The organism is Actinomycetospora atypica (assembly GCF_042653685.1).
Taxonomy (GTDB): domain Bacteria; phylum Actinomycetota; class Actinomycetes; order Mycobacteriales; family Pseudonocardiaceae; genus Actinomycetospora; species Actinomycetospora atypica.
On record NZ_JBHSIV010000002.1, the window covers coordinates 255,087 to 281,334 of the forward strand.

A 26,248-nucleotide genomic window follows, 5' to 3' on the forward strand; every position below is an offset into this window, starting at 1 on the left:
GACGAAGTCTGGACGACCGAGTCGTCGTGACTCGGTTCGGCTGTCAGTTCACGAGCCTGCGGCGCGGGCCGCGCGGTGGGACAGAGCCGTGAAGGCCTCGCGAAGCTCAGCTGGTTCGACACCTGTGACGTCCACGTCGAACCTTGCGAACGAGGCGGCGAGGCCGCCCCACGACCAGGCGCCGAGGGCGACACGGCAACGGTCGTTATCGACGGGCTCCACCACCGCGTCGCCCACGTAGGGCACCACCTCGGCGGCCGGGCACTCCAGGACCGCCTCGCCCCGGCACGGCCACTCGTCAGCGCCGTCCGAGCCCTTGAACCGGGCCGACAGGAACGCCGCCACGTCGCCGCCCGGCACCTCGCGGGGCGTGAAGCGGGGGCCGGTCGGGGTGCGGGGCGACATGCGGTCGGCGCGGTAGACCCGCCAGTCCTCCCGGTGCGGGTCCCACGCGACGAGGTACCAGCGCCCGGCCCGGGCGACGAGGTGGTGGGGCTGCACCCGCCGCGGCGGCTCGTCGACGTCGGGGCGGGCGGGGGAGGAGTAGTCGAAGCGCAGCTCCTCGCGGGCCCGGATCGCGGCGCCGATCGCGAGGAGGACCGACGGGTCGACCTGCGGGGCACCGTCGCGGGCGGCCACGGTCACGTCGAGGCCGTCGATCCGGGAGCGCAGCCGGGCGGGCATCACCTGGCGCACCGTGGTCAGGGCCCGGGCCGCCGCCTCCTCGATCCCGGCGCCGGTCCCCACCGCGATCCGCAGCGCGACCGCGAGAGCCACGGCCTGCTCGTCGTCGAACAGCAGCGGCGGGAGCTGGCTGCCGGCCTCGAGGCGGTACCCGCCGTCGGGTCCCTTGGTGGTGTGGATCGGATAGCCGAGCTCGCGCAGGCGGTCGACGTCGCGGCGCACCGTCCGCTCGCTGACCTCGAGCCGGGTGGCGAGCAGCCCGCCGGGCCAGTCGCGGCGCACCTGCAGCAGGGAGAGCAGGGCGAGCAGGCGACTCGAGGTCGTCGGCGCGGAGGTCGTGGGCACGGGTTCACCCTCGCACGAGAAGAGGACGATCCCTGTCCACTACTGCTGCGAGAGTCGTCCACGTAGTCAGATCAAGGACGACCAGGGAGCACGCAGCATGTCGGTCAGCACCGTCACCCACCTCAACTTCCTCGGGCAGGCCCGCGAGGCGCTCGAGTTCTACCGCTCGGTGTTCGGCGGGCAGGTCATGATCGCCACCTACGCGGACTTCGGGATGCCGGCGGAGGTCCCGGGTGCGGGCGACGTCGTCTGGGGCCAGGTCGTCGCCGAGAACGGCTTCACCGTCATGGCCTACGACGTCCCGGCCCGGCACCGGACCGACCGGCCCGCACCGGTGACCCGGCGCGAGCAGGGCACGACGATCACCGACCAGCCGTTCTTCGTGTCGGTGCGCGGCGAGAGCGTCGACGAGGTCGAGGTCCTCTGGAAGGGGCTCGCCGAGGGCGCGACCGTCGTCGAGCAGTTCGGCCCCGCTCCGTGGGCGCCGGCGTTCGGGATGCTCACCGACCGCTTCGGCGTGACCTGGATCCTCGACGTCGCCGCGAGCTACTGACGGCCTACGTCACGACGATGCTCTGACCCTGCACCGCGACGGGGACCGCGGGCAGGGGCCGGTCGGCCGGGCCCTGCTGCACGGCGCCGGTGGTCGCGTCGAACACCGACCCGTGGCACGGGCAGGTCAGCGTGGCCCCGGCGCCGGCGACGGCGCAGCCCTGGTGGGTGCAGATCGCGCTGTGGGCGACCACACCGGCCTCGGTCCGGACGAGGGCGACCGGCGCGCCGTTCGGACTGGTGACGACGGTGGTGCGGCCGACCGGCACCTGGTCGAGCGTGGCGAGCGGGCCGGGAGCGGGCGTCGTCGGGGTGGTCTGCGGACCGCCGCAGGCCGAGAGGGCGCCGGCCCCGAGGATCGCGGCGCTCCCGGCGAGACCGGCCTGCAGCAGCGGGCGGCGGGCGAAGCAGGGACCGTCCGGTCGGCTCATGGCCGCACCGTAGGCCGGGGCGCTTCTGCCGGCCGTGTGGCGACCGTGTCCATCGGACACGGTTGCGAAGGGCCTGTCGTCAGTCGCGGGCGTCGCGCAGAGCGAGCACCACGCGCACCACCCGCTCGACCGCCGACTCGAACATCGCGCCCCGCAACTCGCCGCGGTCGGCCAGGTTCTGCTCGGCGAACCGCACCATCTGCTCGGGGCCGAGCCGCCGCACGAGGACCGCCGCCGTCTCCTCGAGGTCGAGGTCGGGGTGGTCCAGACGTGCGAGGGCGAACTCCACGATCAGTTCCTCGTCCCGCACATGTCCTCCCGCAGCCCAGCCTAGGCGCTAGCGCTCCGTGCGGTCGTCGTCCTCCGGGCTGCCGGCGAGGTCGCGGGCCCGGGCGGCGTCCTCGTCGTCGAACCCGAGCCCCCTGACCTCGTCGCGTCGGTCGACCTGTGCCTCGATCCAGCGGTTGTGGGCCTCCCACGCAGCCTGGCGGGTGGTGCCGAGGGCCTGCCCGATCGCGGCCCACGACGCCCCGGCCCGCCGGGCGCTGCGCACGGTGAGCTGCCGCCCGGCCACGGCCTTCTGGACGATCACCTCGCTCAGCGCGAGCAGCTCGAGGGCCTCCGGGCGGTCGAGCGGGGCGGGACCGTGGGGATCGTCGGGATCGAGGAGGGCCTCCTGCAGGCGCAGCTCCTCGTAGCGGGCGACCGCGGTCCGCAGCGTCTTCTCCCGGTGCAGCTCCTGCGGCGTCGTCATGCCGACAGGTTCTGTCAGGTCACCTTGACTGTCAAGGCGTCCTGACGGGGCATTCTCCGGTTGTCCGCGATCGCATCGGGTACCACCGATCATGGCACTCGTCCAGAGCTCGGGCTTCGCCCACGTCCGTCTGACCGTCACCGACATCGCGCGATCCAAGGCGTTCTACGACCGCGTGTTCGGCTGGCCGGCCGCCATCGACACCTCGGACCAGGTCGACGAGCCGGGGGTGCGCGAGTCGCCCGAGAAGTTCTACGGCGGCGTGATCTACCAGACCCCGCAGGGGACCCTGTTCGGGCTGCGCCCGGTCGGCTCCGACTCCTTCGACTCCGGCCGCACGGGGCTCGACCACGTCAGCTTCACCGTGGACTCCCGCGCCGACCTGGACCGGGCCGCGTCCGCGCTGAGCGACGCCGGCATCGAGCACGGCGGGATCCACGACATGACCGACGCCGGCATGGCGATCCTGTCCTTCCAGGACCCCGACGACATCAACGTCGAGCTCACCGCGGTCCTGTCGTGAGCTCCGGGATCTCCGCGACGTAGATGCGCGACGATCGCCGCGCCTGCACCTCCGCCGCCTTCTCGATGCCCTCCCACTCGTTGCACAGCAGGAACAGCCGGCCGTCGCCCACGGCGCACGCGAAGCAGGGCATCGGGGTCTCGACCCGGTGGGTGATCTCCCCGCCGTCGAGCACCCGGACGACGGCGCCGGCGGGAGCGTCGGGGTCGCCGGAGTGGGCGAAGGTGTCGGCTGTCTGGGCCCAGATGCCGCCCTCGTCGTCGATCGCGATCCCGTCGGGTCCGAGCCCCTCGGCCCACGTCCGACGACCGCCGAGCGATCCGTCGTCGTGGATATCGAACGCCGTCAGGCAGCCGCCGACCGACTCGGCGATCACGAGCGTCGAGCCGTCGGGGGTCGCGACCATCCCGTTGGGGAACCGGATGTCCCCGGCGACCCGGCGCGAGGTCCCGTCGGGCTCCACCAGGTCGATCCAGCCGGGCGTGGTGAAGGAGAAGTCTCCGTCGAACCCGTCGACATAGACCCGCCCCCGACGGTCGACCACCACCTCGTTGGCGCCGCCCTCGCGCAGGACCGTCCCGTCCACCCGCACCGCGTCGCCGGTGGTGACGAGGCGCCCGTCAGGCAGCCAGTCGATCGCCCAGCCCATCTGCGCCGGGCCGGGCGCCATGACCTCGGCGTTCCCGTCGAGGTCGACGGCCACCACCTCGCCGACGCCCCAGTGCGCGAACCACAGCCGCCCGTCGTGCCACCGGGCCGACTCGACCATCGCCAGGCCGCTGAGCAGTGTCTCCATCGGGGTCGCTCCTCGAGGTCGGGGCCCGCCGCCATGACGACCGACGGTCCGCCGCATGATTCCCTGACCGGCGTGAGCTTCACCGACGACGCGCTGGCCGACGACGACGCCACCGGGCTGGCCCAACGCCTGCGCTGCCGTGAGGTCTCACCCGTCGAGGTCCGCGACGCGGTCGCGGAGCGGCTCGCCCGGGTCGACCCGACGATCCGTGGCCTGGGCCTCGACCGGGTCGCCGACCCCGTCCCCGGCGACCCCGACGGCCCGTTCGCCGGGGTGCCGACCCTGGTGAAGGAGAGCACCGCCGTCGCCGGCTGGCCGACCACCCATGGCAGCGCCGCGGTCGTCCCGGTGCCCGCCCCGGAGCACGGCGCGGTCACGCGGCAGCTGCTCGGCCTCGGGCTCGACCTCGTCGGGACCAGCCGCATGCCGGAGTTCGGCCTCAACGCCACCACCGAGTTCGTCGACGCCGAGCCCACCCGCAACCCCTACGACCCGGAGTTCAGCGCCGGGGCCTCGTCGGGCGGGGCCGCGGCCCTGGTCGCGGCCGGGGTCGTTCCGCTGGCCCACGCCAACGACGGCGGCGGGTCGATCCGCATCCCGTCCGCCGCGTGCGGCCTCGTCGGGCTCAAGCCGGGCCGCGGGGTCACCGCGCCCAGCGCCTCCGGGGCGGTGATGCCGATCGACCTGGTCGCCGAGGGGGTCGTGACCCGCTCGGTCCGCGACACCGCCCGGGCCTTCGCGGGGATGTCCGGCCAGGCCCTCGTCGAGGGGCCGGGCTCCCGGCGGCTGCGCATCGGCCTCGTCCTGCACAGCCCGGCCGGGGGAGAGGTCGACGGCGAGACCCGCGCGGCCGTGCTCGCCACGGCGCACGCGCTCGAGGCGCAGGGGCACGTGGTCGTCCCCCACGTGCCCGCGGTCGGCCCGGCGTTCGTCGACGACTTCCTCGTCTACTGGGGCCTGCTCGCGTTCTCGATCACCGTCGGTGGGCGGTTCGCCTTCGGGCGGTCGTTCGACCCGTCGCGGCTCGACCCGCTGACCCACGGCCTCGCCCGCCACTTCCGGACGACGGCGCCGCGCCGGCCCGGGTTCCTGCGTCGCCTCCGCGCGGTCGGGGCGACCTACGCCGACGAGTTCGTCCACCACGACGTGCTGCTCTCACCGGTGCTCGCCCACCGCACGCCGCGCCTCGGCCACCTGCACCCGGCGGTCCCGTTCGACGAGCTGCGCGAGCGGTTGGTGCGCTACGTCGGGTTCACCCCGCTGCAGAACGTCGCGGGCGCCCCGGCGATCGCGGTGCCCGCCGGGGTCGACGCCCACGGCCTGCCGGTCGGGGTGCACCTCGCGGCCGCGCGCGGCGACGAACGCACCCTGCTGGAGCTGGCCTACGCGCTGGAGGAGCTCAGGGGCGGCGGGCCCGGATCACGACGAGCTCCTCGGTCCGCTGCCCCTGCTCGATGAGCCCACGCTGTTCGAGCAGCTCGGCGCGGGCGGTGAAGACCGGCCCGAACGGATGGGTGCAGCGGGTGACGACGTCGGCCCGGAGCCCCTGGGCCTCGAGCCGGCGCAGCGTCTCGTCCACGCCGTTGATCGCGGAGTGCACCATCAGCAGACAGCCGCCGGGGGCGAGCACGGCCGGGGCCTCGTCGCAGACGCGGTCGACGACGAGGCGGCCGTCGCGGCCGCCGTCGAAGGCGCGCATGACGCCGCGGGTGGGGAGGTCGTCGCCCGCGCCGGGGACGTAGGGCGGGTTCGCGACGACGAGGTCGAACCGCTGGGTGGCGACCGGGGCGGTGAGGTCGCCGCGACGGACCCGGACGCGACGGCGGAGCCGCCGGGCGTTGAGTGCGACGCTGAACAGGGCCTTGCGGGAGCAGTCCACCGCGGTGACGTCGGTGTTGTCGAACCCGGCCGCCACCAGCGAGAGCGCGCCCGCGCCGGCGCAGACCTCGAGGACGCGGCAGGGCGTCCCGGGCGCGTCGAGGAGCTCCTCGCGCAGTACGTCGGCGAGCAGCCACGTGTCGCGCTGCGGCGGGTAGACGCCAGGTCCGCGGAGCACGGGCAGGTGCGGTCTGCTCCCGTCGAGGACGGGACGGGGCGGGACTGGCGCGAGGACTGGCCGCGTCGGCAACGCCGCGGCGGCGACATCCGCGCTGGTCAGGGCAGGGGAGGGCAGGCGATCGACGGACACGTGGGTGCTCCTCGGTTGGACTCGCGAGGGAGGGGGCGACGAGGCACGCAGAGGGGTGCCGTGTGGTCCCCGAAGAGCAGCTGGATCCTCAACCGGCGGGGACGATCTCCGTCTCGTGTTACCCGCAGGTTGCGGGGTGCACTCGTTCTTCTCGGGGGTGAACCGGGGGTGATCCGCCCCTCGCGTCCCGCCGGCCGAGGGTGGGTAACCAGGTCCCCACTGCCGGTTCGGCCGCATCTCGCGGGCCGGTATCCGACGCCGAGGAGGCACCGTGCTCGACCAGAACCCCGTACTGCCGCGGGCCCGTGGCCCGGTCTCGCAGGCCGTGCTCGAGGTGTTCGCGGGGGAGCGGGCGGCCCGTGACCTGCCGACGCCGGAGGGCCTCGACCCCTACGGCGACGACCTCCACCTCGCGCTCTACCTCTGCTACGAGCTGCACTACCACTCGTTCCCCGGCGTCGACGCCGAGCTCGAGTGGGACCCCGACCTGCTGCGCCTGCGCCGCGAGCTGGAGCAGCCGTTCCTCGCCGCACTGCAGGCCGACGTGGCCGGTGGCGACGACGTGGACGCCGAGATCGACGCCCTGCTCGTGGAGGCCACCGACGGCGACAGCCCCTCGTGGCGGCTCGCCCGCGACGGCGAGCTCTGGCAGCTGCGCGAGTACGTCGCGCACCGGTCGATCTACCACCTCAAGGAGGCCGACCCCCAGGCGTGGGTGATCCCGCGCCTCGACGGCCAGGCCAAGGCGTCCCTGGTGACGGTGGAGCACGACGAGTTCGGCGCCGGGCGCGCCGACCGGGTCCACGCGAAGATCTTCGCCGACATGATGGACGAGCTCGGCCTCGACTCGCGCTATCACGCCTTCCTCGACGAGGCCCCCGGCATCACGCTCGCGACGGTCAACGTCATGTCGCTGTTCGGGCTGCACCGCCGCTGGCGGGGCGCGTCGGTGGGGCAGTTCGCGCTGGTGGAGGTCACCTCGTCGCCCGGCTCGGCACGGCTGGTCAAGGCCATGCGGCGCCTCGGCACCTCCGAGGCGGCCACGGCCTTCTACGCCGAGCACGTGGAGGCCGACGCCGTCCACGAGCAGCTCGTGCGCCGCGGCCTGCTCGCCGACCTCACCACCCGGGAGCCCGAGCTGGCCGCCGACATCGTCTTCGGCATCCAGGCCTCGACGCTGCTCGAGGACCGGATGGCCGACTACCTGGTGGCGGCCTGGGATTCCGGCTCGTCGTCGTTGCGTCGGGTGCCCGAGCCGGTCTGACGGACCTTGCGCCGGTGGCTGGTGTCGCAGAAGGGGTAGCGCTTGCTGCGCCGGCACGCGCACACCGCGACCACCGGGCGCTCGGACCGCACGATCGTGCCGTCGGGGGTCTCCAGCTCGATCGGGCCCTCGACGAGGATCGGGCCCTCCGTCGTCAGGGTCACCCGCGGGGCACGGCCGGTCTCGGGGAGCTGTGTCATGAGGCGCGGCTACCCCGCCCCGACGGCCCCTCACCCGTCACCCGGCTCACCCCGGGAGTTCGTCGGGCATGGCGTGGGGCTCGGGGGCCCGCCAGACGGCGTCGGGGGCAAGCCCGTCGAGGAACGCCCGCGTCAGGTCGATCCACCGCCGCGCCGGGACGCCCGTGCCCTCCTCGAGGCGGGCGCATGCCGCGGTCAGGTCCCACTCGTCGTCGCGGAGCTGGGGCACGACGAGGCCGCGCGAGCGCACCCACTGCGCGATGCGCAGCCCGCGCCGGCCGGGGCTGCGGGCGAACGTGTCGACGAGCTGCGGGGTGCGCCGCACCACCGGGTACCGCGCCGCCCACGGCCACCCGTCGAGGGCGTGCTCCAGGGCCGGGTCGAGCGGCGCGGTGGGGGCGAGCGCCGTGACGCCCACGACGAGGCAGCCCACCGCGAGGCCCTCGCCCATCTCGCCGCGCTGCCGCGTGGTCGTCGCTCCCGATGCCACGGTCAGCGACTGGCGGCCCGGCGGTACTGCCAGGACGCGAGCGGGGCGAACACCGCGACCACCACCACAGCCCAGATCAGCGTGTAGAGCTGCGGGTGCTGCAGCGACCAGGCGGTGGAGACCTGGGCGGCAGGGTTGGGGTCGGCGTTGCCGAACAGCTCCCGCGCCGCCTGCGTCACCGCCGAGACCGGGTTCCACTCGGCGAACACCCGCAGCGGCCCGGGCAGGGTGCCGAGCGGGACGAACGTGTTCGCGACGAACGTCAGCGGGAAGATCACGATGAACGAGGCGTTGTTGATGACCTCCGGGCTGGGGATCAGCAGGCCGAGCCACGCCATGATCCACGAGATCGCGTAGGCGAAGATCAGCAGCAGGGCGAAGCCCCAGAGCGCCTCGAGCGGGCCCGTGTTGATGCGCCACCCGACGATCAGCCCGGTGATCGACATGACGACCAGGACGATCACGTTGTTGACGACGTCGGAGAGCGTCCGCCCGGTCAGCACGGCTGACGGCGCCATCGGCAGGGACCGGAACCGGTCGATGATGCCCTTCTTCACGTCGTCGGCGAGGCCCGCGCCGGTGTTGGTGGCCCCGAAGACGACGGTCTGGGCGAAGATCCCCGCGATGAGGAACTCGCGGTAGGCCGCCCCGCCGCCGGAGGGGTCGATCGCGCCGCCGAACACGTAGGCGAACAGCAGCACGAACATGATCGGCGAGAGCGTGGTGAAGACCAGCAGGTCGGGCACCCGCTTGATCTTGATCAGGTTCCGCTTGGCGACCACCGCCGCGTCGGTCACCACGTCGAGGGCGCTCACTGCCCGGCCCCCGCGGCGTCGTCGCCCGTGGTGCTGCCGGTGAGGGTGAGGAAGACGTCGTCGAGCGTGGGGCGGCGCACCCCCGCGTCGTCGACCTCCAGCCCCTCGGTCTCCAGTTGGTCGAGCGCCTGGCGGAGCACCTTCACCCCGCCGGTGACGGGCATCGTCACCGACCGGCGGTGCGCCTCGGTGACCGCGGGCGCGACCCCGAGCGGGGAGACCACCCGGACCACGTCGTCGAGCTGCGCCGGATCGCTGACCGTGAGCTCGAGGCGCTCGCCGCCGACCTGGGCCTTGAGCTGGTCGGCCGTGCCGCGGGCGATCGCGCGGCCGTGGTCGATGACGACGATGTCGTCGGCGAGCACGTCGGCCTCCTCGAGGTACTGGGTGGTGAGCAGCAGGGTGGTGCCGTCGGCGACGAGCCGCTGGATCACGCCCCACATCTCGGTGCGGCTCCGCGGGTCGAGCCCCGTGGTGGGCTCGTCGAGGAACAGGATCGGGGGAGCGGCGACGAGGGCGCCCGCGAGGTCGAGCCGGCGGCGCATGCCGCCCGAGTAGGTACGGGTCGGCCGGTCGCCGGCCTCGGTGAGGCTGAACTGGGCGAGCAGCTCGCGGGCCCGCTCGCGGCTGTGCTTGCGCCCCAGGTGGTAGAGCCGCCCGATCATGTCGAGGTTCTCGAACCCGGTGAGGTACTCGTCGACCGCGGCGTACTGCCCGGAGAGCCCGAGCCGGCGCCGGACCTCGCGCGGGTTCGCCAGCACGTCGACCCCGTCGATCGTCGCGCTGCCCTCGTCGGGCTGGAGCAGCGTGGTGAGGATGCGGACGATCGTCGTCTTCCCCGCGCCGTTGGGGCCCAGCAGGCCGAGCACGGTGCCGCGCGGGACCTGCAGGTCGACCCCGTCGAGCGCGGTGACCTCCTTGTACCGCTTGACGAGACCGGCGACCTCGATCGCCACGTCCATGGAGTTCCCCCTCGGTGATCAGACCCGGCGCGAGAGTAGCGAGGGGGTCCGACAGCGTCGCGTCAGATTCGTCCGGATCGGGGCCCGCCGTCGAGCCGGCGGCGATTGTGACGTCCAGTGTCAGCATGGCCGCAGTGCGGACACGTGCACGACGAGCAGGGTCGCGCGATGTGCAAGACGGCACAACGAGCAAAGTTGCACGGCATGCAGCGAAGCGTAAGGTCGTTGGTGTCGCGAACGGAATCGCCGCGGCCTCGTCGTCACTCACGGGAAAGCCGGACCCATAACCGCACCGCCCGCCCCCACGAGCCGCCGCGCCGTGCTCGTGCCGCTCTCGGGCCTGCTGATGGCCCTGTTCGTCGCGATCCTGTCCTCGACGATCGTGTCCAACGCCCTGCCGCGGATCCTCAGCGATCTGGGCGGCACCCAGGCCGAGTACACGTGGGTGGTCACCGCGTCGCTGCTCGCGATGACGGCCTCCACCCCGATCTGGGGCAAGCTCGCCGACCTGTTCTCCAAGAAGTTGCTGGTCCAGATCGCGATCGCGGTCTTCGTCGTCGGCACCATGCTCGCGGGGCTCTCCACCTCGACGCCGGAGCTGATCGGTTTCCGCGTCATCCAGGGCCTCGGCATGGGTGGTCTGACCGCGCTCGCCCAGGTGGTGATCGCCGCGATCATCCCGCCGCGCGAGCGTGGCCGGTACTCCGGCTACCTCGGCGCGATCATGGCCGTGGCCACCGTCGGCGGCCCGCTGATCGGCGGCGTCATCGTCGACACCATCGGCTGGCGCTGGTGCTTCTACGTCACCGTGCCCGTCGCCGTGATCGCCCTCGTCGTCCTGCAGCGCACCCTGACCGTGCCCACGGTCAAGCGCGAGGTCCACATCGACTACCTGGGCGCCCTGCTCGTCGCGGGCGGCGTCTCCGCCCTGCTGATCTGGGTGTCGCTCGGCGGCAAGAACTTCGCCTGGGTCTCGCTCGCGTCGCTCGCCTGGCTGGCCGCCGGCGTCGTCGCGCTGGGGCTCGCCGTGCTCGTCGAGTCGCGGGCGAAGGAGCCGGTCATCCCGCTGAAGCTCTTCGGGAACCGCACGGTCGCGCTCGCCACCGTCGCCGCCCTGTTCGTCGGGGTCGCGATGTTCGGCTCCTCGGTGTTCCTCAGCCAGTTCTTCCAGCTCGCCCGGGGTGCCAGCGCCACCGAGGCCGGCCTGCTGACCCTGCCGATGATCGCCGGGCTGTTCATCGCCTCGACCGTCGTCGGGCAGCTCATCTCGCGCTACGGCCGCTGGAAGCCCTACCTGGTCGGCGGCGGGATCTCGCTCGTCCTCGGACTGCTGATCCAGGGCTCGATCATGAGCGCCGACACCCCGTACTGGGAGCTCGCCGTCTCGATGGCCCTCGTCGGGATCGGCGTCGGGGCGACCCAGCAGAACCTCGTGCTCGCCGTGCAGAACCAGGTCGCCCTGCGCGACATGGGCGCGGCCAGCTCCACCGTCGCGTTCTTCCGCTCGCTCGGCGGCGCCGCGGGTGTCGCCGCCCTCGGCGCGCTGCTCTCGAGCCAGGTCTCGTCGTCGATCACCTCGGGCCTCACCGCGGTCGGCATCCCGGCGTCGGCCACGTCGTCGTCGGGCGGACAGATTCCCAACCTGGCGACGCTGCCCGAGCCGGTTCGAGCCGTCGTCGAGAACGCCTACGGCGACTCGGTGGCGCTGATGTTCCTGGTGGCCGCCCCGCTGGCGCTGATCGCCCTGATCGCGATCCTCTTCCTGCGCGAGGTGCCGCTGCGCGACACCATCGACATCGAGGAGACCGCGCCGGTTCCCGACGATGCCCCGGTCGCCGTCGTCGAGGGCACCGTGCGCGACGACGACCGCCCGGCCGCCGGCGCCGTGCTCACCCTGATCGACCGCTCCGGGCGCCAGCTCGCGAGCGGGACCGCCGACGACGACGGCCGCTACCGGCTCCCGGTCACCGGCGACCCGGTGCCCTACCTGCTGGTCGCGCAGTGGCGGGGGAGCCCGCACGTCGAGCTGCTCGGCGGCGGCACCGGCGTCCAGCGCCGCGACGTGCGCATCACCCAGGGCGCCCCCACCGGGCGCCACGCCCTCGACGCCGCGACCGACGTCCTCCCGGCGGTGGCCCGATGACCACCGCCGCCCCCACCCGGCCCGCCTCGCGGGAGACTGGCCGGGTGGTGGGCCGGCGGGAGCGCAAGAAGCAGGCGACGCGGGAGGCGCTGAGCGAGGCGGCCCTGCACCTGTCGTTGGAGCACGGGGTCGAGAACGTGACGATCGAGCAGATCGCCGACGCCGCCGACGTCTCCCTGCGCACCTTCTTCAACTACTTCTCGAGCAAGGAGGAGGCGGTCGTCGCCGGCGACTCCGCCCGCGGCGAGGTCCTCCTCGAGCGGTTCCGCGACCGGCCCGCGACCGAGAGCGTCCTCGAGGCCCTGCAGGTCGCGGTCCAGGCCCACGTCGAGGACCTCACCGACGAGACCCGGATGGAGGCGCTGCGGATGGTGCGCCGCAGCCCCTCCCTGCTCGCCCCGCAGCTCGCGGCCTACGCCGAGCGGGAGCGGGAGCTCGCGGTGGCCATCGGCGAGCGTCTCGGGGAGATCGACCCCGACGACGAGGGCACCCCCGAGGTCGGGCTGCACGCCGCCCTCGTCGCCGCCGTGGCAATGGCCGCGATGCGGATCGCGATGCAGCGCTGGACCGACCGCTCCGAGCCCGGCGCCCGCGACGTCGATACCCTGCGGGCCATGGTGCGCGAGGTGTTCGACGACCTCGCGGGCGGGCTTTCCCGGTAAGGCGGCACGGCCCGCACCGGAATGGCCCGGGGTTGGCCGGAGGTCGCGCAGGTCACCATTCGATCTGCTTGTCGGAGAAGCTGCAGGGCGAATCGGGCGAGCGGTCCGCGACGCCGTCCGCGGTGGCAGAATCGACTTGTCGGCATCGATGCCGACGACTCGTTCCGACAAAGGATTCACCATGTCTTCCCCGTCGCTCGCCGCCCGAGCCGACAACGTCCAGTCCGAGACCCAGACTTATTCCGGAACGACCAGTTGTCCCGAGGTCCTCGTGGTCAGCGTCCGCGCCGACGAGCAGGGCACCCGCGAGGCGGCGCGCTGGGCGGAGCGGGTGGAGGGCGCCTCCGCCGAGGCGCTGTCGAGCACCGATGCCCGGCTCGACGCCCGGCTCGACACCGCGCGACGCGTCCTCGTGCTCGACCCCGGTGCGCTCGCGGCCTGGCGGGGTTTCGGCGCGCGGGCGACCGCGAGTGAGCGGCTGCAGCTGATCGCCCGGCTCGCCGGGCGCGCCGGGAACGTCACCTGGGCCTCCACCGCTGCGCAGGCCACCCAGTGGGTCGGCGGGGTCCGGGCGTAGAGCCCCTGCCGTCCGGGACGAGGGGCCGGGGGATCGCGGTGCGGGTCGGTTGTTTCGCCGAGTTCGGTGACGCCTCGGTCATGCGGATCGAGCACCGGCCCGATCCCGGCCGCCCCCGGGGCGCGGAGCTCCTCGTCGCGGTCGAGGCCAGCAGCATCAACGGCACCGACCTCGGCCTCCGCCGGGGCGATCTGCCGCCCGCCACGTGGGGGCGGATGCCGTTCGTGCCGGGCTTCGACCTGGCCGGCCGGGTCCTCGCGGTCGGGCCGGCCGCCACCGCCTTCTCGCCCGGCGACCGGGTCGCGGCCCTGCTGCCGCATCGCGGCGGCGGGCTGGCCGAGCAGGTCCTCGTCGGGCAGGACCGCGCGGCGCGGATTCCCGAGGACGTCGGCGCGCCCGAGGCCGCGGCGGTGACGCTGGCCGGACTGACCGCCCTGCAGGCGCTGCACCGGCAGGGCCGGCTCCGCGCCCGGACGGGCCCGGGCGGCCGACCGGCCCGCGTCCTGGTGTGCGGCGCGGCCGGTGGGATCGGCTCCCTCGCGGTCCAGCTCGCCGCCCTCGCGGGCGCGGAGGTCGTCGGCACCACCAGCCGGGACAAGCTCGACTGGGTGCGCGATCTGGGCGTGCCGCGGGTCCTCGACCGCCGCGCGGACGACCTGGACCGGCAGCTGCGCGACGCCGGACCCTTCGAGCTCGTGCTGGACGCCGCGGGCCGCTCCCGCCACCGCGACCTCGCGCCGTCCCTGGCCCCGGGCGGGATCGTGGTGTCGGTCCGGCCCCTGCACCCCGACGTCCTGCGCTCACTGCGTCCGGGACGCGCCGACTTCACGGCGGTGCGCACCGCGGCCCGCAGCGCCGACCTCGCCCACCTCCTGCAGCTCGTCGCCACCGGGAGGCTGCGGGTGCCCGTCGAGCACGTCGTCCGGCTCGGCGAGGTGGCCCGCGCCCATCAGCTCGCCGAGGCCGGGGGCCGCGGCAAGGTGGTCGTGGACCTCACGGCGTGACGCGTCAGCGCTGGGCCGTCACCCCCGGGCCGGCTCCTCGCTGACGGCCCGCACGACCCCGTCGACCAGCACGAGGTGGTCCTGACCGGGCTCGCGGACGAGGATGGCCTCCTCGATCTGGGCGAGCAGCGTCTGCAGGCGGCCCGCCTCGAGGTCGTCGACGTCGTCGACCTCCGCCGGCCCGCCGACGTGGTCGGCGAGGGTCGTGGGATCGACGTGCAGGCGGACGGCGGGCTCGATCGGCTCGCCGTCGAGACCGGCGAGGGACAGCCCCGGCGCCGCCTCGTCGGCGGTCTCGGCGAGGTCGGCGCGGAAGCCGAGGGCGGAACGGAACCGGTCGTAGCGCTCCTGCGGGTTCATGTCGGGCACCTCCGGGTGGGGAGCCTCCGATGCTCCGCACCGCCGGACCCGGGCGCCATGCCGGGGCGGTGTGACGCGTGGCGACCGGACCGTGACGTGCCTCGCGGAGGTGGGTCCGCTCACGCGGGGTCTCGACGGCCGGTCGGTCTAGTCGACCGGACGCCGCGGGACCGCCTCGATCTCGACCACGGGATCGTCGGGAACGGGCGAAGGAATCACATCGGGCTCGAGCGCGGTCGCGTCGTACTCGCCGAGGAGCTCACGCAGGCCGAGGAGCATGCTCATCGGGCGCTCCTTTCCCGTCGTGGACGCCGACGACCACAGGGTGGCCCATGAGGCCCGGATCACAAACCGTTCGGTCGGATTCGGGCGCTGAGCGGTCGTCGGGAATACGTCGGACGACAAGTCCCGCGCGACGGACGGTTTGGACCGGACGGGCTCTACGGACCGTAGCGAATGGTGTCCCTCGTTCGGCGGGTGGACGAATCGATCGTGACGGAAGGACACCCTGAACGGCGGTTCTGCCCCGTTCGGCTCACCCACAAGATCCTCGGGTACCCGAACGATGGAGGATCGGATGACCGAGGGGATCGTGCTGCACAGCCGGTCCGGAGCTCCGTGGGGCGTGAGCTACGAGGTCGCGCACACCGGTCACCGGATGGTCGTGTCCACCCCGCAGGCGTCCCCGGAGCTGTGGGAGAGCTACCTCGAGGGCGCCCTCGCGGTGTACGGCTCGCACGGGGTCGCGCCGGCGCTCGAGCTCGACCGGGAGCGCACGTCGCTCGTGTTCGTCGCCCTCGCGCCCGACGGCCGGCCCGTCGGCGGCATGCGCGCCCAGGGGCCCTACGAGCGCGCCGAGGAGGCCCAGGCCCTCGAGGTGTGGGACGACGACCCGGAGGTGCACGCCCGCATCACCGACCGGCTCGCCGACGGCATCGTCGAGTCCAAGGGCCTGTGGGTGGCGCGCGACGTGCCCGGGCGCCGGCCCGTGGTGCAGGCGTTCGGCCGTGCACCCGTGCACGCGAGCACGATCCTCGGCGCCCGCTACGGGCTCGGCACCACCGCCGCGCACACCGAGCGCCTCTGGACCTCCACCGGCGCGGTCCTGCAGCGCGACATCCCGCCGGTGCCCTATCCCGACGAGCGGTACCGCACGCACCTCATGTTCTGGGACCGCTGGCACCTCCCGCCGGAGGTCTCCGACGACGAGATGCGCGCCGTCGACGCCGAGACCGCGGCGCTGCTGCGCTCGACGATCCCGGCCCCGCGAGCGGCGTGATGGAACACCGCTTCCTGCCCGACGACGCCCCGGAGCTCACCGACCCGGGCGTCACCGTCCTCGACCAGCGCGAGGCCCAGCGCCGCGACCTCGCCGCCCTGCGGACCGACCGGCCCGACGACGAGGGCACCACCTGGGTCTACTACCCCTGGCGGCGCACCGCGGTGGCCGTGCTGAACGAGACCGCGTTCCGCCGGCTGCGCACCGACCGCAACCGCAACAAGATCACCGCGGCCGAGCAGGAGCGGCTGGGGTCGCTGACGATCGGGGTCGCCGGGCTCTCGGTCGGCCACGCCGCCGCGTACGCGCTCGCGCTGGAGGGGCTGGGCGGGGAGCTGCGCCTCGCCGACTTCGACGCGCTCGACCTCTCCAACCTCAACCGCATCCCCGCCTCGGTCCTCGACCTCGGGGTGAACAAGGCCGTCGTCGCGGCGCGCCGGATCGCCGAGCTCGACCCCTACCTGCGGACGCGCACGTTCACCGACGGCATCACCGCGGAGAACCTCGAGCAGTTCCTCGACGGGCTCGACGTCCTCGTCGAGGAGGCCGACTCCCTCGACGTCAAGGTCCTGCTGCGCGAGCGCGCCCGGGCCCGCGGCATCCCGGTGCTCATGGTGACCAGCGACCGGGGGCTGCTCGACGTCGAGCGCTTCGACCTCGAGCCCGACCGCCCGCTGTTCCACGGCCTCGTCGGCGACCTCGACTCCGCCTCGCTCGCGGCGCTGGCGACGAAGGAGAAGGTCCCGCACGTCCTGCGCATCCTCGGGGCGTCGGAGCTCTCGCCACGGATCGCCGCGTCGATGGTGGAGGTCGGCACCACGCTGTCGACCTGGCCGCAGCTCGGCGGCGACGTGGAGCTCGGCGGCGCGACGGTCGCGGCGGCCGTCCGGCGCCTCGGGCTGGGCCGCGAGCTGGCGTCCGGGCGGATCCGGGTCGACCTGGAGGAGGACCTGGACGCCCTCGAGGCGACGCCGGTGGAACCATCGTCGGGGGAGCAGGAAGTCCTTGACGACCCCCTGGACGACGCGATCCTCGAGGCCGTGCGCCGCGCCCCGTCGGGCGGCAACGTCCAGCCCTGGCACGTCGAGACCGACGACGCGGGCCTGCGCCTGCACCTCGACCGCAGCCGCACGACGACGATGGACGTCGCCTTCCGCGGCAGCTACGTCGCGCTCGGGGCGGCGCTCTACAACGCGCGGGCGGCGGCGTCGCGCCAGGGCCGGCTGGGCCCGGTGGCGATCCTTCCCGACGAGGCCCGTCCCGACCTGGTCGCCACCCTGCAGTTCGGCGCCGGCCGCGACGAGCGCCTGGACGCCGTCGACGTCCTCGCCCGCGGCACCGACCGCGCCCTCGGGGTGCCGCAGCCGCTGCGCACCAGCGACCGCCTCACCCTCGACGAGGCCGCGCGCGACGAGGGCGGCCGGCTGCGGCTGCTCGAGCCCGGCCCGGTGCTCGACCACGCCGCCGACGCGATGGCCGAGGCCGACCGCGTCCGCTACCTGACGGCCACGCTGCACCGCGAGATGTTCTCCGAGCTCGTCGACGCGGGGGCCACCTCGGGGATCGACGTGGCCTCGCTGGGGCTCGACGACGCCGACCTCGCAAAGCTCGCGATCGCGCGGCGCCCGGAGGTGATGACGCTGCTCGCCGACTGGGACGCCGGGACGGCGCTCGCCGACGACACCCGCGACCGGGTGCGGTCGAGCTCCGCCCTCGCGGTGGTGACCGTCGACGGGGCGGCGCCGGCCGACTTCGTCCGGGGCGGGCAGGCGGTGGAGTCGGTGTGGGTCACCGCGCAGTCGATCGGGCTCGCGGTGCACCCGGTGTCGCCGGTGTTCCTGTTCGCGGTGGACGACGCCGACCTCGTCGAGCTGTCACCGTCGCTGGCGGGGGAGCTCGGCCGGGCGCGGCGGGACTTCCGGCTGGCGGCCGGTCTGGAGCCGGGGGAGCAGGTGGCGCTGGTCCTGCGACTGAGTCACGTCCGCGGCGATTCCTCTCCGCCACGCAGTCGGCGTCGCCCGGTCGGGGAGATCCTTCGTCCTGCCTGAACGGCCGAGCATCGGTTACGCTCCGTAGGTGTCATGTGCGGAGGACGACATCGGGACGGCGAATCTCGACGAGCTCGTCACCGCGGTCGCCACCACGCTCATGGGGGTCGACTCGGCCGGCCTCGAGGACGCCGCCCGATCGGTGCTGCGCACGCTGGTCGACTACTTCCGGGTGGACACGAGCTTCCTGCGCTTCCACGACGACGTCCGCCACGCCACCGTCCTGGTCGCGGAGTGGCCGGTCCGCGCGGAGATTCCCGACCCCGACCCGCTCGGCGTCATCCCCTTCGCGACGGCCGACCCGATCTTCGCGGCGAGCGAGCACCTCGCCGAGATCATGGTGATCCGCCCGACGACCGACTCGGCCGACTACCAGGAGCGGGTGCGTGTCGGCTCCGGGGTCGCGTCGACGTCGCTCGCGGTGGTGCCGCTGCGCTCGCACGGGACGACCACGGGCACGCTCGGGTTCATCAAGTTCGGCGACCGCGGCTGGGCCGACGACGAGCTGCGGGCCCTGAAGACGATCGCGCTGCTGTTCGCGCAGATGCAGGGACGGATGGCGGCCGAGGAGCGGCTGCGCCACATCGCCCACCACGACGAGCTGACCGGGCTGCCGAACCGGCGGGCGCTGATGGAGGTCCTCCACGGCATCGTCGGGAACCCCCGGCCCGAGACGACCCGGCCGGGGCCGCGCGCCCTGCTCTTCCTCGACGTCGACCGGCTCAAGGCGATGAACGACTTCCTCGGCCACGAGGCGGGGGACCGGTTCATCGTCGCGATCGCGCAGCGGATCCGGGCGGCCGTCGATCCCGACGACGTCGTGGCCCGCCTGGGCGGCGACGAGCTCGTCGTGGCGGTCGCGGGCGTGTGCGACGAGGCCCGCGCCGTGGCGGTGGCCGAGCGCATCCAGGCGGCGGTGGCCGAGCCGATGCAGCTCGGCGGGCAGTCGCTGGCGCGGACGGTGAGCGTGGGGATCGCCGTGATGGAGCCGGGCTCGGTGTCGCTGGCCGAGTGGCTGCGCTCGGCCGACCAGGCCGTGCTGGTGGCGAAGGGCCGCGGCGGCAACCACGTCGTCGTCTTCACCTCGGAGATGCAGACCCGCGAGCAGGTGCGGGTCGCCGTGGAGATGAACCTGCTGAACGCCATCCGCGACGGGGCGCTCACGGTGGCCTACCAGCCGATCGTCGACCTGCGCTCCCGCAGCCCCGTGGGGGTGGAGGCGCTCGTGCGCTGGAACCACCCCACGCTCGGCCCGGTGGCCCCGGAGCTGTTCGTCGGGGTCGCGGAGGCGACGAACCTCGCGGGCGAGCTCGGCGACTGGGTGCTCGGGGAGGCCTGCCGGCAGCTCGCGGAGTGGCGGGCCGACGGGGTGGCGGCCGGGGTGATGATGTCGGTGAACGTCTCGCCCGTGCAGCTGATCTCGATCGACTTCGTCGCGTCGGTGGCCGAGGTGCTGGCCCGCCACGGCCTCGTCGGGGGCGACCTGATGCTCGAGGTCACCGAGCACGTGATGGTCAGCGACGACGTCGCGGCCCTGCGGACGCTGCACGGGTTGCGGGAGCTGGGCGTCGGGATCGCGATCGACGACTTCGGCACCGGCTACAGCTCGCTCGCCCAGCTCAAGGCGTTCCCGGTGACCACGCTGAAGATCGACCGCGGGTTCGTGCACGACCTGGGGCGCAACGAGGACGACCACGCGATCGTCCGGTCGATCGTGAAGCTCGCCGAGTCGTTCGGGCTCGACCTCGTGGCCGAGGGCGTGGAGAGCGAGATCGCGGCGGCGACGCTCGTCGCGCTCGGGTGCCGGTCGGCCCAGGGGTACCTGTTCGCGCGGCCCATGGGCGGCTCCGCCGCTCGTGAGCACTTTCAGGGGCTATAGCCCCACGAAGTGCTCACGAGCGCTTCGCGCACAGGGCGACAACGCGACCGCCCGGGCCACCGCCACCGGGAACGACAAGTCCGTCGCCTACGCCGGCAAGAACGCCACGGCGACGGCCGCGAGCGCCCAGGGCTCGACCTCGTCGAGCGTGAGCTGCGGCGGGGGGAATGCCTACGCGGCGAACAAGAACGGGAGGACGTTCTGCGTGAGCAGCAGGTACTACTCGTTCACCTACGCGCCGAACAAGGTCGACCTCCAGCTCACCCTGCCCAAGCCTTCGACGTCCTCGGGCTGAAGGAGAAGCCGGCCTCGACGTCGAAGGACTCGTCGGACTCGAAGGACTCGTCGAGCAGGTCCACGTCGTCGAAGGACTCGTCGGGCCGCAAGGACTCGTCGAGCGGGTCCCAGAGCGCCTCCTCGTCCTGACCCCGGCCGTGGAACCGGGTCCTGGAGACCCGGTTCCACGGCACGGTCGGCCCGGGAAGTGGTCTGCGGCGTGCACCGGCACGATGGACCCATGATCGCTCCGTACGGCTCGTGGCCGACCCCCGTGACCTCCGAGCTCGTGGTGACCGCCGCCGTCCGCCTCGACGCGGTGCACCCCGACGGCGACGCGGTGATCTGGGGCGAGGGCCGCGCCGCCGAGGGTGGGCGGGTCGCGCTCGTGCGCCGCGCCGCCGACGGCACGACGACCGACCTCCTCGGCCCCGACGCCAACGTGCGGACGGCCGTCCACGAGTACGGCGGCGGCGCCTGGTGGGTCCACGACGGGGTCGTCTTCCTCGTCGACTGGGCCGACCAGCGCCTGCGGCGGCTCGACGACGGCGCGGTCACCCTGCTCACCCCGGAGCCCGCCGTGTCGCGCGGCGACCGCTACGCCGACGGCGACGTCGCCCCCGACGGCACCTGGCTCGTGTGCGTGCGCGAGCACCACCCCGCGGCGGACTCCCCGGCCACGGACGTCGTCAACGAGGTCGTCCGGCTCGACGCCCGGGCTCTCTCGACCCCGGAGGTGCTCGTCAGCGGCCCCGACTTCGTCGCCGCGCCCCGCCTCTCGCCCGACGGCTCGTCGCTCGCGTGGCTCTCCTGGGACCACCCCTCGATGCCGTGGGACGACGTCGTCCTGACGGTGCGGTCGCCGGCGACGGGCGAGGACGTCGTCGTCGCGGGCGGGCCGGGGGAGTCGGTGACCGAGCCGGCCTGGCAGCCCGACGGGTCGCTCACCTTCCTCTCCGACCGCACCGGCTGGTGGAACCTCTACCGGTGGTCGCCGTCCGCGGGGGTCGAGCCGCTGGTGCAGATCGACGCCGAGATCGGGGAGCCGGGCTGGCAGCTCGGCGGGTCCCGGTACGCCGTTCTCGACGATGGCCGGGTGGTGTTCGCGCGGTCGTCGGAGGGCTTCGACGCCCTCGTGGTCCGCGCCGCCGACGGCACCCTGACCGAGCTCGACGCCGGCTTCTCGGCCATCCGGTCGGTGCGGGCGGACGGCGACGGGGTCGTGTGCCTGGCGGGTGCGCCGACGGCGGAGGTCGGGGTGCACCGGGTGTCGGCCTCCGGCGGGGTGACCACGCTGCGGGCGCCGCGCGACCTCGGCCTCGACCCGACGACGATCTCCGTCCCCGAGCCGATGACGTTCGCCTCGGTGGACGGCGACGGTGCGGCGCGCGACGCCCATGCGCTCTACTACCCGCCGGCGGGCGAGGGGTCCGACGGCGAGCTGCCGCCGCTGCTCGTCGTCATCCACGGCGGCCCGACCGGGGCGGCCGCGCCGGTGCTCGCCGTGGGCCTGCAGTACTGGACGAGCCGCGGGTTCGGCGTGGTCGACGTCAACTACGGCGGGTCGACCGGCTACGGACGCGCCTACCGCGAGCAGCTGCAGGGGGCGTGGGGGATCGTCGACGTCGCCGACTGCCTCGCCGCCGCGCGGGCCCTCGCCGACGCCGGGCGGGTCGACCCCGAGCGGCTCGCGATCCGCGGTGGCTCGGCGGGCGGGTTCACGACGCTGGCCGCCCTCGCCCGCGCCGACACCCCGTTCTCCGCGGGCGCCGACCACTTCGGGGTCGCCGACCTCGAGGCGCTCGCCGCCGACACGCACAAGTTCGAGTCGCGCTACCTCGACGGGCTCGTCGGGCCCTACCCCGAGGCCCGCGACGTCTACGTCGAGCGCTCGCCGTTGACGCACGTCGCCGAGTTCGCGACGCCGCTGATCGTCCTGCAGGGCGACGAGGACGCGATCGTCCCGCCGAACCAGTCGGAGATGATCGTCTCGGCGCTGCGCGACCGGGGGGTGCCGGTGGCGTACCTGCTGTTCGCGGGGGAGCAGCACGGGTTCCGCAAGGCCGAGAACATCCGGCGGGCCCTCGACGCGGAGCTGGCCTTCTACTCCCGGCTCTTCGGCTTCTCGCTGCCCGAGGCGGAGGGCATCGAGCCGGTGGAGATCGAGAACCTGTAGTCCCGGGCCGGAGCGAACGGCACTCCCGCTGCTTCTACGTGAGCGAGAGTGCCGTTCGCTCCACCAGGGGGATGGGCCGGACGGACTAGCGGCCGCAGGCGCCCCGGAGGTCGGCGAACAGGTCGGTCCGCGACCCGGAGCCGAGCCGCTGGCGCATCCCGCGCACGTGGTGCTCGACGGTCTTCGCGGTGATGAACAGCCGGTCGCCGATCTCGCGGTAGGTGAGCCCGTCGAGCAGCAGCTCGGCGACCTCCTTCTCCCGGTCCGACAGCACGGCCGGCCGCGGCGGAGGGGCGTTCCCGACGACCGGCGTGGCCGGCTCGGGTGCCTCGTCGCCGCCGCGGGGAGTGGAAGCCTCGGCGGGCCCGGCGAGCAGGCCGCGGGCGAGCCCGAGCATCGCGGCGAGGACCCGCTTGTCGCTGGTGCGGACGGCGGCCTCCTTCGCGAGGCGGGCGCCGTCGTAGACCATCCCGGCCCCGGCGAGGGCGGCGCAGACCGCGTCGAGCTCGTCGGCGTCGACGTCCCCGGCCAGCACGTGCAGCCAGGCCCGGGCGGCGCGGGCGAGGACCCCGGCGAGCGAACCGGCCTCGGCGGCCGGGTCGGCGGCGGCCTCGGCGAGGTGCGCGGCGTGGCGCTGGGCCGAGGGCGGGTCCTCGGCGGCGACCGCGGCGAGGAACGCGCTCCAGTGCCACGGCGACGCCCAGAGGACGGGCTGGCCGAGTCCGGCGAGCAACTCGTCGCCCGCGGCCAGGTGCGGGGCCAGCCAGGCCATCCGCCCGAGCCGTCCCGCGATCACCGCGAGCTCGCCGATCGCGAGCAGCGACCAGAGATCAACGGTGTGCCGCAGCACCGCCTCGCGGGCCCGCGACCACAGCGCGAGCAGCCCCCGGGTGTCCCCGGCGCGCCGGACGAGCCCGGCCTCCAGGGCGACCGCGACCAGCTCGTCGCGCGCCTGCACCGGCTCGGGCCGGGCGTTCGCGGCGTCGAGGCCGGCGCGTGCGGTGAGCAGGTCGCCGCCGGCCATGTCGGCCCAGGCGCGCAGGAGCAGGTGGCGCCGCCGGTACGGGGCGCCGCCGAGGTCGGTCGCGAGGGCCCGGTCGACGAGGTTGCGGGCGAGGTCGGGCTCGCCGCGGTGCAGGGCGACGAGCGCGCCGAGGGCGGCGGGGGAGTCGTCGTGCAGCGCCGGGGCGCGGCACTCGAGCATCGCCGCAGCGCGGGTGAGGTCGGACAGCGCGGCGGCGGACCCCCCGGCGCGCACGCTGGCCCGCACGGCCTTCCCGACGAGGCCGTCGGCCCCGGTCCGCAGGGTCGGCGGCGCAGGACGTCCGGCGTCGGGGGCGGGGGTCACGGGCTCGCGGCCGGTCCCGACGAGGGCCACGGCGGCGGCCGGGCAGGCCTGGGCGGGCGCAACGGCGGCGACCCAGGCGTGCAGGTCGGCCGCGTCGGCGAGCATCCCGCGGTGGGCGTGCACCCCGGCGAGGACGTGGGCGGCCCGGACGAGCTCGGGGGTGCCGGCGGTCGGGTCGGCCAGCACCTCGTCGGCACAGCGGGCCGCCTCGACCAGCTCGCCGGCGAGCGCTGCGTGCTCGGCGGCCGCGGTCAGGTCGGCGTCGGACTCCATGAGCCGGTCCAGCTCGGGCGCGCTCACACTGCGGCCGGTGCGGCCGGGTCAGCCACCACCGGGGCCGGAGCCGGGGCGGGCGCCACCTTCGACGTGGGCTCCGGGGCCGGAACCGGGTCCGGCGCCGGCTCCGGGGCGGGCCCGGGGTCCGGCGCGGGTGCGGGCTCCGGGGCCGGTGCGGGAGCCGGGGCGGGCGCGGGAGCCGGCGCAGGCGCGGGGGCCGGAGCCGGAGCGGCGGGTGGCGGCACGACCGCGGGCGCCGGGGCGGCGGGGACGACCGGCTTCGCGGCCGGGACCACCGGCTTCGCGGCCGGGACCGCCGGGGTGGAGGCGCGCGTGCCGGCGGTGTTCGCCACCGAGGTCGTGGAGCCGGACGGGTCCTGGTCGGTCGAGGCGAAGGTCCCGGTGGGGAGCGTGCCGGCGCCGGGCAGACCCGGGGCCGGGGCGGCCGGGAGCCCGGGGGCCTGGGACACCGGGGCGGCGACCGTGGCGGAGGTGTTCGAGGCGTTCGACGCCTTCACCATGGGCACGGTCACGGCGGCGACACCGGCGGCGGTCAGCACCGCGGCGGCCCCGGCGCCGACGGCGAGGCGACGGCGGCGCTGGTCGGGCCCGGGCGCCGCGGCCGCGAAGGGCGAGGGCCGCAGACCGGAGGCCACCGGGATCGGGGCGGCGGCGCGGACCGGCGCGAGGGCGGAGGTGGGGCGGCTGCGCTGGGCCGGGCCGACCACGTCGGTGACGGGGTCGGGCGCCTGCCCGCGCAGGTCGAGGCGCACGGGCGTCGTCGTCGGGTCCGGGGCGTGGGCAGCCAGGGCGGCCGCCGGGCCGACGAACTCGGTGCGGGGCTCGTCGTGGGCCGCCAGGGCGGCCGCCGGGCCGACGAACTGGGTGCGGGGCTCGTCGTGGGCGGCGAGAGCGGCGGCCGGGCCGACGAACTCGGTCCGGGGCTCGGGCGCGCGGGGCGCCGGGGCCGGGGCACGGGTGATCGTCGGGAAGGGGGTGGAGACCGGGGGGACCGGGCGCGGGGCCGGGAAGGGGCCGGACGCGGGACGAACGGCGCCGCTCGCGGCGGCGGCCGCCCAGGTGGCGCCGCGGGCGACGACGGTGGTGGGGTCGGGGTCGATCGCGACCGGGCGCCCGAGCTCGGCGGAGAGCATCCGGGCGACCAGCGGGATGCGCGAGGAGCCGCCGACGAGCAGGACGCCGTCGAGGTCGGCGGGGCGCAGGCGGGCCGAGTCGAGCACCTCGCCCAGGACGTCGAACGTCTGGCGCAGCGCCGGGGAGATCATGTCCTCGAACTCGCCACGGGTGACGCGCACGCGGGTGGTGAGCTGGGGGAGCCGGACGTCGACGACGGCCTCGGTGTCGACCGAGAGCGACTCCTTCGCGGCGACGCACGCGCGGCGGAGGCCGGTGACCGCGCGGATGACGGCCGGGTCGTTCGGGTCGAGTGCGGCGACCGCGCCCCCGAGCTCGGCGCAGACGTGCCAGAACAGGGCCTCGTCGAAGTCGATGCCGCCGAGGGCCTCGAGGCCCTGGCCGCGCCCGAGGACGGTGAGCCCGACGGGGGCCTGCGGGCCGGGGAGGGTGCCGCGGACGACGGCGGCGTCGAAGGTGCCGCCGCCGAGGTCGTAGACGGCGACGGTGCGCCCGACCGGGAGGCGCCCGGCGGCGGCGTGCGCGGCCGCGGCGGCCTCGGGCTCGGTGAGCAGGACGACGTCGTGCAGGCCGACCTCGGCCAGCGCCTCGGTGAACACGCGGCGGCGGTAGGCGCCCCAGCCCGCGGGGTGGGCGACGGCGATCCGGCGCGGCGCGTGACCGTGCTGCTCGGCGACCCGGTCGGCGGTCCAGCGGACCATCTCGGCGGCCACGCCGTCGGCGGAGAAGCCCTGGCCGGCGACGACGATCGGGGTGTCGTCGCCGAGGCGGCGCTTGAACTCGCGCACCACCCGCTGCGGGGCCCAGGACGCCCGGGACTCCGCCTCGCCGCCGACGAGCAGGGAGCCGTCGTCGTCGAGCAGGAGCACGGAGGGGACCTGCACGCGGCCCCGCTCGAGGCCGACGACCCGCAGGTCGGAGCCGCCGTCGGTGTGGACGGCGGCGGAGGTGAAGGTGGTGCCCAGGTCGATGCCGAGGTCGTAGGCAGGCGGGGTCGCCGGACGGTGTCCGCTCCACTGCGTGGTCCGTACCTGCGTCACTGCAGCTCCCCCGTCCCGGAC

The 26,248-nt window shown here is 74.8% G+C and carries 28 protein-coding genes; 13 read left to right on the plus strand and 15 right to left on the minus strand.

Features of this window, described 5'->3' with window-relative positions:
• Positions 1–48 precede the first annotated feature (48 nt).
• Positions 49–1,029 (minus strand): helix-turn-helix transcriptional regulator, encoded by a 981-nt coding sequence (locus tag ACFPBZ_RS02980; protein ID WP_378034507.1) that lies wholly within the window; start codon positions 1,027–1,029, stop codon positions 49–51.
• A 97-nt stretch (positions 1,030–1,126) separates the two neighbouring features.
• On the opposite strand from ACFPBZ_RS02980, the gene ACFPBZ_RS02985 reads away from it, so the two are divergent.
• Positions 1,127–1,582, plus strand: coding sequence for a VOC family protein (locus ACFPBZ_RS02985; protein WP_378034508.1), 456 nt, complete (start codon positions 1,127–1,129; stop codon positions 1,580–1,582).
• Positions 1,583–1,586: 4 nt separating this feature from the next.
• Here the strand turns inward: ACFPBZ_RS02985 and ACFPBZ_RS02990 are convergent, their stop codons facing one another.
• The 3 genes from ACFPBZ_RS02990 to ACFPBZ_RS03000 form a co-directional block, all read right to left on the minus strand.
• Positions 1,587–2,012, minus strand: coding sequence for a Rieske (2Fe-2S) protein (locus ACFPBZ_RS02990; protein WP_378034509.1), 426 nt, complete (start codon positions 2,010–2,012; stop codon positions 1,587–1,589).
• A gap of 79 nt (positions 2,013–2,091) precedes the next feature.
• Positions 2,092–2,322, minus strand: coding sequence for a hypothetical protein (locus ACFPBZ_RS02995; RefSeq protein WP_378034510.1), 231 nt, complete (start codon positions 2,320–2,322; stop codon positions 2,092–2,094).
• Positions 2,323–2,349: 27 nt separating this feature from the next.
• Positions 2,350–2,766 (minus strand): hypothetical protein, encoded by a 417-nt coding sequence (locus tag ACFPBZ_RS03000; RefSeq protein ID WP_378034511.1) that lies wholly within the window; start codon positions 2,764–2,766, stop codon positions 2,350–2,352.
• Between the two features lie 91 nt (positions 2,767–2,857).
• Between ACFPBZ_RS03000 and ACFPBZ_RS03005 the strand changes: the two genes are divergently transcribed.
• On the plus strand, positions 2,858–3,289 hold the full coding sequence (locus ACFPBZ_RS03005; RefSeq protein WP_378034512.1) for a VOC family protein: 432 nt from the start codon (positions 2,858–2,860) through the stop codon (positions 3,287–3,289).
• On the opposite strand, the gene ACFPBZ_RS03010 is transcribed toward ACFPBZ_RS03005, so the two are convergent.
• Positions 3,270–4,085 carry an SMP-30/gluconolactonase/LRE family protein gene (locus ACFPBZ_RS03010; protein WP_378034513.1) on the minus strand — a complete coding sequence of 272 codons (816 nt, stop codon included), beginning with the start codon at positions 4,083–4,085 and terminating at the stop codon, positions 3,270–3,272. The genes ACFPBZ_RS03005 and ACFPBZ_RS03010 overlap by 20 nt on opposite strands.
• A 72-nt stretch (positions 4,086–4,157) precedes the next feature.
• On the opposite strand from ACFPBZ_RS03010, the gene ACFPBZ_RS03015 reads away from it, so the two are divergent.
• Positions 4,158–5,543 carry an amidase gene (locus ACFPBZ_RS03015; protein WP_378034514.1) on the plus strand — a complete coding sequence of 462 codons (1,386 nt, stop codon included), beginning with the start codon at positions 4,158–4,160 and terminating at the stop codon, positions 5,541–5,543.
• Here ACFPBZ_RS03015 and ACFPBZ_RS03020 read toward each other — a convergent pair.
• On the minus strand, positions 5,485–6,273 hold the full coding sequence (locus tag ACFPBZ_RS03020; protein WP_378034515.1) for a HemK2/MTQ2 family protein methyltransferase: 789 nt from the start codon (positions 6,271–6,273) through the stop codon (positions 5,485–5,487). The two genes, ACFPBZ_RS03015 and ACFPBZ_RS03020, sit on opposite strands and share 59 nt — an antisense overlap.
• A 271-nt stretch (positions 6,274–6,544) precedes the next feature.
• On the opposite strand from ACFPBZ_RS03020, the gene ACFPBZ_RS03025 reads away from it, so the two are divergent.
• Complete coding sequence (locus ACFPBZ_RS03025; RefSeq protein ID WP_378034516.1) at positions 6,545–7,537, plus strand: iron-containing redox enzyme family protein; 993 nt, start codon at positions 6,545–6,547, stop codon at positions 7,535–7,537.
• Here the strand turns inward: ACFPBZ_RS03025 and ACFPBZ_RS03030 are convergent.
• From ACFPBZ_RS03030 to ACFPBZ_RS03045, 4 genes are read right to left on the minus strand one after another with little or no spacing between them, the layout of a single operon-like run.
• On the minus strand, positions 7,474–7,737 hold the full coding sequence (locus ACFPBZ_RS03030) for a CDGSH iron-sulfur domain-containing protein (protein WP_378034517.1): 264 nt from the start codon (positions 7,735–7,737) through the stop codon (positions 7,474–7,476). The two genes, ACFPBZ_RS03025 and ACFPBZ_RS03030, sit on opposite strands and share 64 nt — an antisense overlap.
• Positions 7,738–7,783: 46 nt before the next feature.
• Positions 7,784–8,227, minus strand: a complete 444-nt coding sequence (locus tag ACFPBZ_RS03035) for a hypothetical protein (RefSeq protein WP_378034518.1) — start codon at positions 8,225–8,227, stop codon at positions 7,784–7,786.
• 2 nt (positions 8,228–8,229) lie between these two features.
• Entirely contained in the window at positions 8,230–9,042 is an 813-nt protein-coding gene (locus ACFPBZ_RS03040) for an ABC transporter permease (protein WP_378034519.1), read from the minus strand.
• On the minus strand, positions 9,039–10,004 hold the full coding sequence (locus ACFPBZ_RS03045; RefSeq protein WP_378034520.1) for an ATP-binding cassette domain-containing protein: 966 nt from the start codon (positions 10,002–10,004) through the stop codon (positions 9,039–9,041). The genes ACFPBZ_RS03040 and ACFPBZ_RS03045 overlap by 4 nt, the downstream gene beginning before the upstream one ends.
• A 319-nt stretch (positions 10,005–10,323) precedes the next feature.
• On the opposite strand from ACFPBZ_RS03045, the gene ACFPBZ_RS03050 reads away from it, so the two are divergent.
• The 4 genes from ACFPBZ_RS03050 to ACFPBZ_RS03065 all read left to right on the plus strand — a co-directional run bounded on the left by ACFPBZ_RS03050 (position 10,324) and on the right by ACFPBZ_RS03065 (position 14,390).
• A complete protein-coding gene (locus ACFPBZ_RS03050) occupies positions 10,324–12,147 on the plus strand; it encodes a DHA2 family efflux MFS transporter permease subunit (RefSeq protein WP_465251504.1) in 1,824 nt (607 codons plus the stop codon).
• Positions 12,144–12,809, plus strand: a complete 666-nt coding sequence (locus ACFPBZ_RS03055; RefSeq protein ID WP_378034521.1) for a TetR/AcrR family transcriptional regulator — start codon at positions 12,144–12,146, stop codon at positions 12,807–12,809. Before ACFPBZ_RS03050 ends, ACFPBZ_RS03055 begins: the two co-directional genes overlap by 4 nt.
• Before the next feature lie 181 nt (positions 12,810–12,990).
• Entirely contained in the window at positions 12,991–13,386 is a 396-nt protein-coding gene (locus ACFPBZ_RS03060) for a hypothetical protein (protein ID WP_378034522.1), read from the plus strand.
• Between the two features lie 80 nt (positions 13,387–13,466).
• The gene (locus tag ACFPBZ_RS03065; RefSeq protein ID WP_378034523.1) at positions 13,467–14,390 is read left to right on the plus strand and encodes an NAD(P)-dependent alcohol dehydrogenase; all 924 of its coding nucleotides are present in this window, start codon (positions 13,467–13,469) and stop codon (positions 14,388–14,390) included.
• An 18-nt stretch (positions 14,391–14,408) separates the two neighbouring features.
• Here the strand turns inward: ACFPBZ_RS03065 and ACFPBZ_RS03070 are convergent, their stop codons facing one another.
• Both ACFPBZ_RS03070 and ACFPBZ_RS03075 read right to left on the minus strand, forming a co-directional pair.
• Positions 14,409–14,750, minus strand: coding sequence for a hypothetical protein (locus ACFPBZ_RS03070; protein ID WP_378034524.1), 342 nt, complete (start codon positions 14,748–14,750; stop codon positions 14,409–14,411).
• Positions 14,751–14,897: 147 nt separating this feature from the next.
• The gene (locus ACFPBZ_RS03075; protein WP_378034525.1) at positions 14,898–15,035 is read right to left on the minus strand and encodes a hypothetical protein; all 138 of its coding nucleotides are present in this window, start codon (positions 15,033–15,035) and stop codon (positions 14,898–14,900) included.
• A 292-nt stretch (positions 15,036–15,327) separates the two neighbouring features.
• Between ACFPBZ_RS03075 and ACFPBZ_RS03080 the strand changes: the two genes are divergently transcribed.
• From ACFPBZ_RS03080 to ACFPBZ_RS03095, 4 genes are read left to right on the plus strand one after another with little or no spacing between them, the layout of a single operon-like run.
• Positions 15,328–16,029, plus strand: a complete 702-nt coding sequence (locus ACFPBZ_RS03080; RefSeq protein WP_378034526.1) for a hypothetical protein — start codon at positions 15,328–15,330, stop codon at positions 16,027–16,029.
• Entirely contained in the window at positions 16,029–18,077 is a 2,049-nt protein-coding gene (locus tag ACFPBZ_RS03085) for an Rv1355c family protein (protein ID WP_378034527.1), read from the plus strand. Before ACFPBZ_RS03080 ends, ACFPBZ_RS03085 begins: the two co-directional genes overlap by 1 nt.
• Positions 18,078–18,105: 28 nt before the next feature.
• On the plus strand, positions 18,106–19,956 hold the full coding sequence (locus ACFPBZ_RS03090; RefSeq protein ID WP_378034528.1) for a putative bifunctional diguanylate cyclase/phosphodiesterase: 1,851 nt from the start codon (positions 18,106–18,108) through the stop codon (positions 19,954–19,956).
• Positions 19,934–20,251: a hypothetical protein gene (locus ACFPBZ_RS03095; protein ID WP_378034529.1), complete on the plus strand. Its 318-nt coding sequence runs from the start codon at positions 19,934–19,936 to the stop codon at positions 20,249–20,251. The genes ACFPBZ_RS03090 and ACFPBZ_RS03095 overlap by 23 nt, the downstream gene beginning before the upstream one ends.
• Here ACFPBZ_RS03095 and ACFPBZ_RS03100 read toward each other — a convergent pair.
• A complete protein-coding gene (locus tag ACFPBZ_RS03100) occupies positions 20,217–20,426 on the minus strand; it encodes a hypothetical protein (RefSeq protein WP_378034530.1) in 210 nt (69 codons plus the stop codon). The two genes, ACFPBZ_RS03095 and ACFPBZ_RS03100, sit on opposite strands and share 35 nt — an antisense overlap.
• 47 nt (positions 20,427–20,473) lie before the next feature.
• Between ACFPBZ_RS03100 and ACFPBZ_RS03105 the strand changes: the two genes are divergently transcribed.
• Positions 20,474–22,408: a S9 family peptidase gene (locus tag ACFPBZ_RS03105; RefSeq protein ID WP_378034531.1), complete on the plus strand. Its 1,935-nt coding sequence runs from the start codon at positions 20,474–20,476 to the stop codon at positions 22,406–22,408.
• 85 nt (positions 22,409–22,493) lie between these two features.
• Here the strand turns inward: ACFPBZ_RS03105 and ACFPBZ_RS03110 are convergent, their stop codons facing one another.
• Positions 22,494–24,056: a LuxR C-terminal-related transcriptional regulator gene (locus tag ACFPBZ_RS03110; protein WP_378034532.1), complete on the minus strand. Its 1,563-nt coding sequence runs from the start codon at positions 24,054–24,056 to the stop codon at positions 22,494–22,496.
• Complete coding sequence (locus ACFPBZ_RS03115) at positions 24,053–26,227, minus strand: Hsp70 family protein (RefSeq protein WP_378034533.1); 2,175 nt, start codon at positions 26,225–26,227, stop codon at positions 24,053–24,055. The genes ACFPBZ_RS03110 and ACFPBZ_RS03115 overlap by 4 nt, the downstream gene beginning before the upstream one ends.
• Positions 26,228–26,248 lie beyond the last annotated feature (21 nt).

Coding starts and splice junctions, on each gene's coding strand:
- ACFPBZ_RS02985 (WP_378034508.1), top strand. CDS start 1,127: ATGTCGGTCAGCACCGTCACCCACCTCAACTTCCTCGGGCAGGCCCGC.
- ACFPBZ_RS02990 (WP_378034509.1), bottom strand. CDS start 2,012: ATGAGCCGACCGGACGGTCCCTGCTTCGCCCGCCGCCCGCTGCTGCAG.
- ACFPBZ_RS03000 (WP_378034511.1), bottom strand. CDS start 2,766: ATGACGACGCCGCAGGAGCTGCACCGGGAGAAGACGCTGCGGACCGCG.
- ACFPBZ_RS03005 (WP_378034512.1), top strand. CDS start 2,858: ATGGCACTCGTCCAGAGCTCGGGCTTCGCCCACGTCCGTCTGACCGTC.
- ACFPBZ_RS03010 (WP_378034513.1), bottom strand. CDS start 4,085: ATGGAGACACTGCTCAGCGGCCTGGCGATGGTCGAGTCGGCCCGGTGG.
- ACFPBZ_RS03030 (WP_378034517.1), bottom strand. CDS start 7,737: ATGACACAGCTCCCCGAGACCGGCCGTGCCCCGCGGGTGACCCTGACG.
- ACFPBZ_RS03045 (WP_378034520.1), bottom strand. CDS start 10,004: ATGGACGTGGCGATCGAGGTCGCCGGTCTCGTCAAGCGGTACAAGGAG.
- ACFPBZ_RS03055 (WP_378034521.1), top strand. CDS start 12,144: ATGACCACCGCCGCCCCCACCCGGCCCGCCTCGCGGGAGACTGGCCGG.
- ACFPBZ_RS03060 (WP_378034522.1), top strand. CDS start 12,991: ATGTCTTCCCCGTCGCTCGCCGCCCGAGCCGACAACGTCCAGTCCGAG.
- ACFPBZ_RS03065 (WP_378034523.1), top strand. CDS start 13,467: ATGCGGATCGAGCACCGGCCCGATCCCGGCCGCCCCCGGGGCGCGGAG.
- ACFPBZ_RS03070 (WP_378034524.1), bottom strand. CDS start 14,750: ATGAACCCGCAGGAGCGCTACGACCGGTTCCGTTCCGCCCTCGGCTTC.
- ACFPBZ_RS03075 (WP_378034525.1), bottom strand. CDS start 15,035: ATGAGCATGCTCCTCGGCCTGCGTGAGCTCCTCGGCGAGTACGACGCG.
- ACFPBZ_RS03080 (WP_378034526.1), top strand. CDS start 15,328: ATGACCGAGGGGATCGTGCTGCACAGCCGGTCCGGAGCTCCGTGGGGC.
- ACFPBZ_RS03085 (WP_378034527.1), top strand. CDS start 16,029: ATGGAACACCGCTTCCTGCCCGACGACGCCCCGGAGCTCACCGACCCG.
- ACFPBZ_RS03105 (WP_378034531.1), top strand. CDS start 20,474: ATGATCGCTCCGTACGGCTCGTGGCCGACCCCCGTGACCTCCGAGCTC.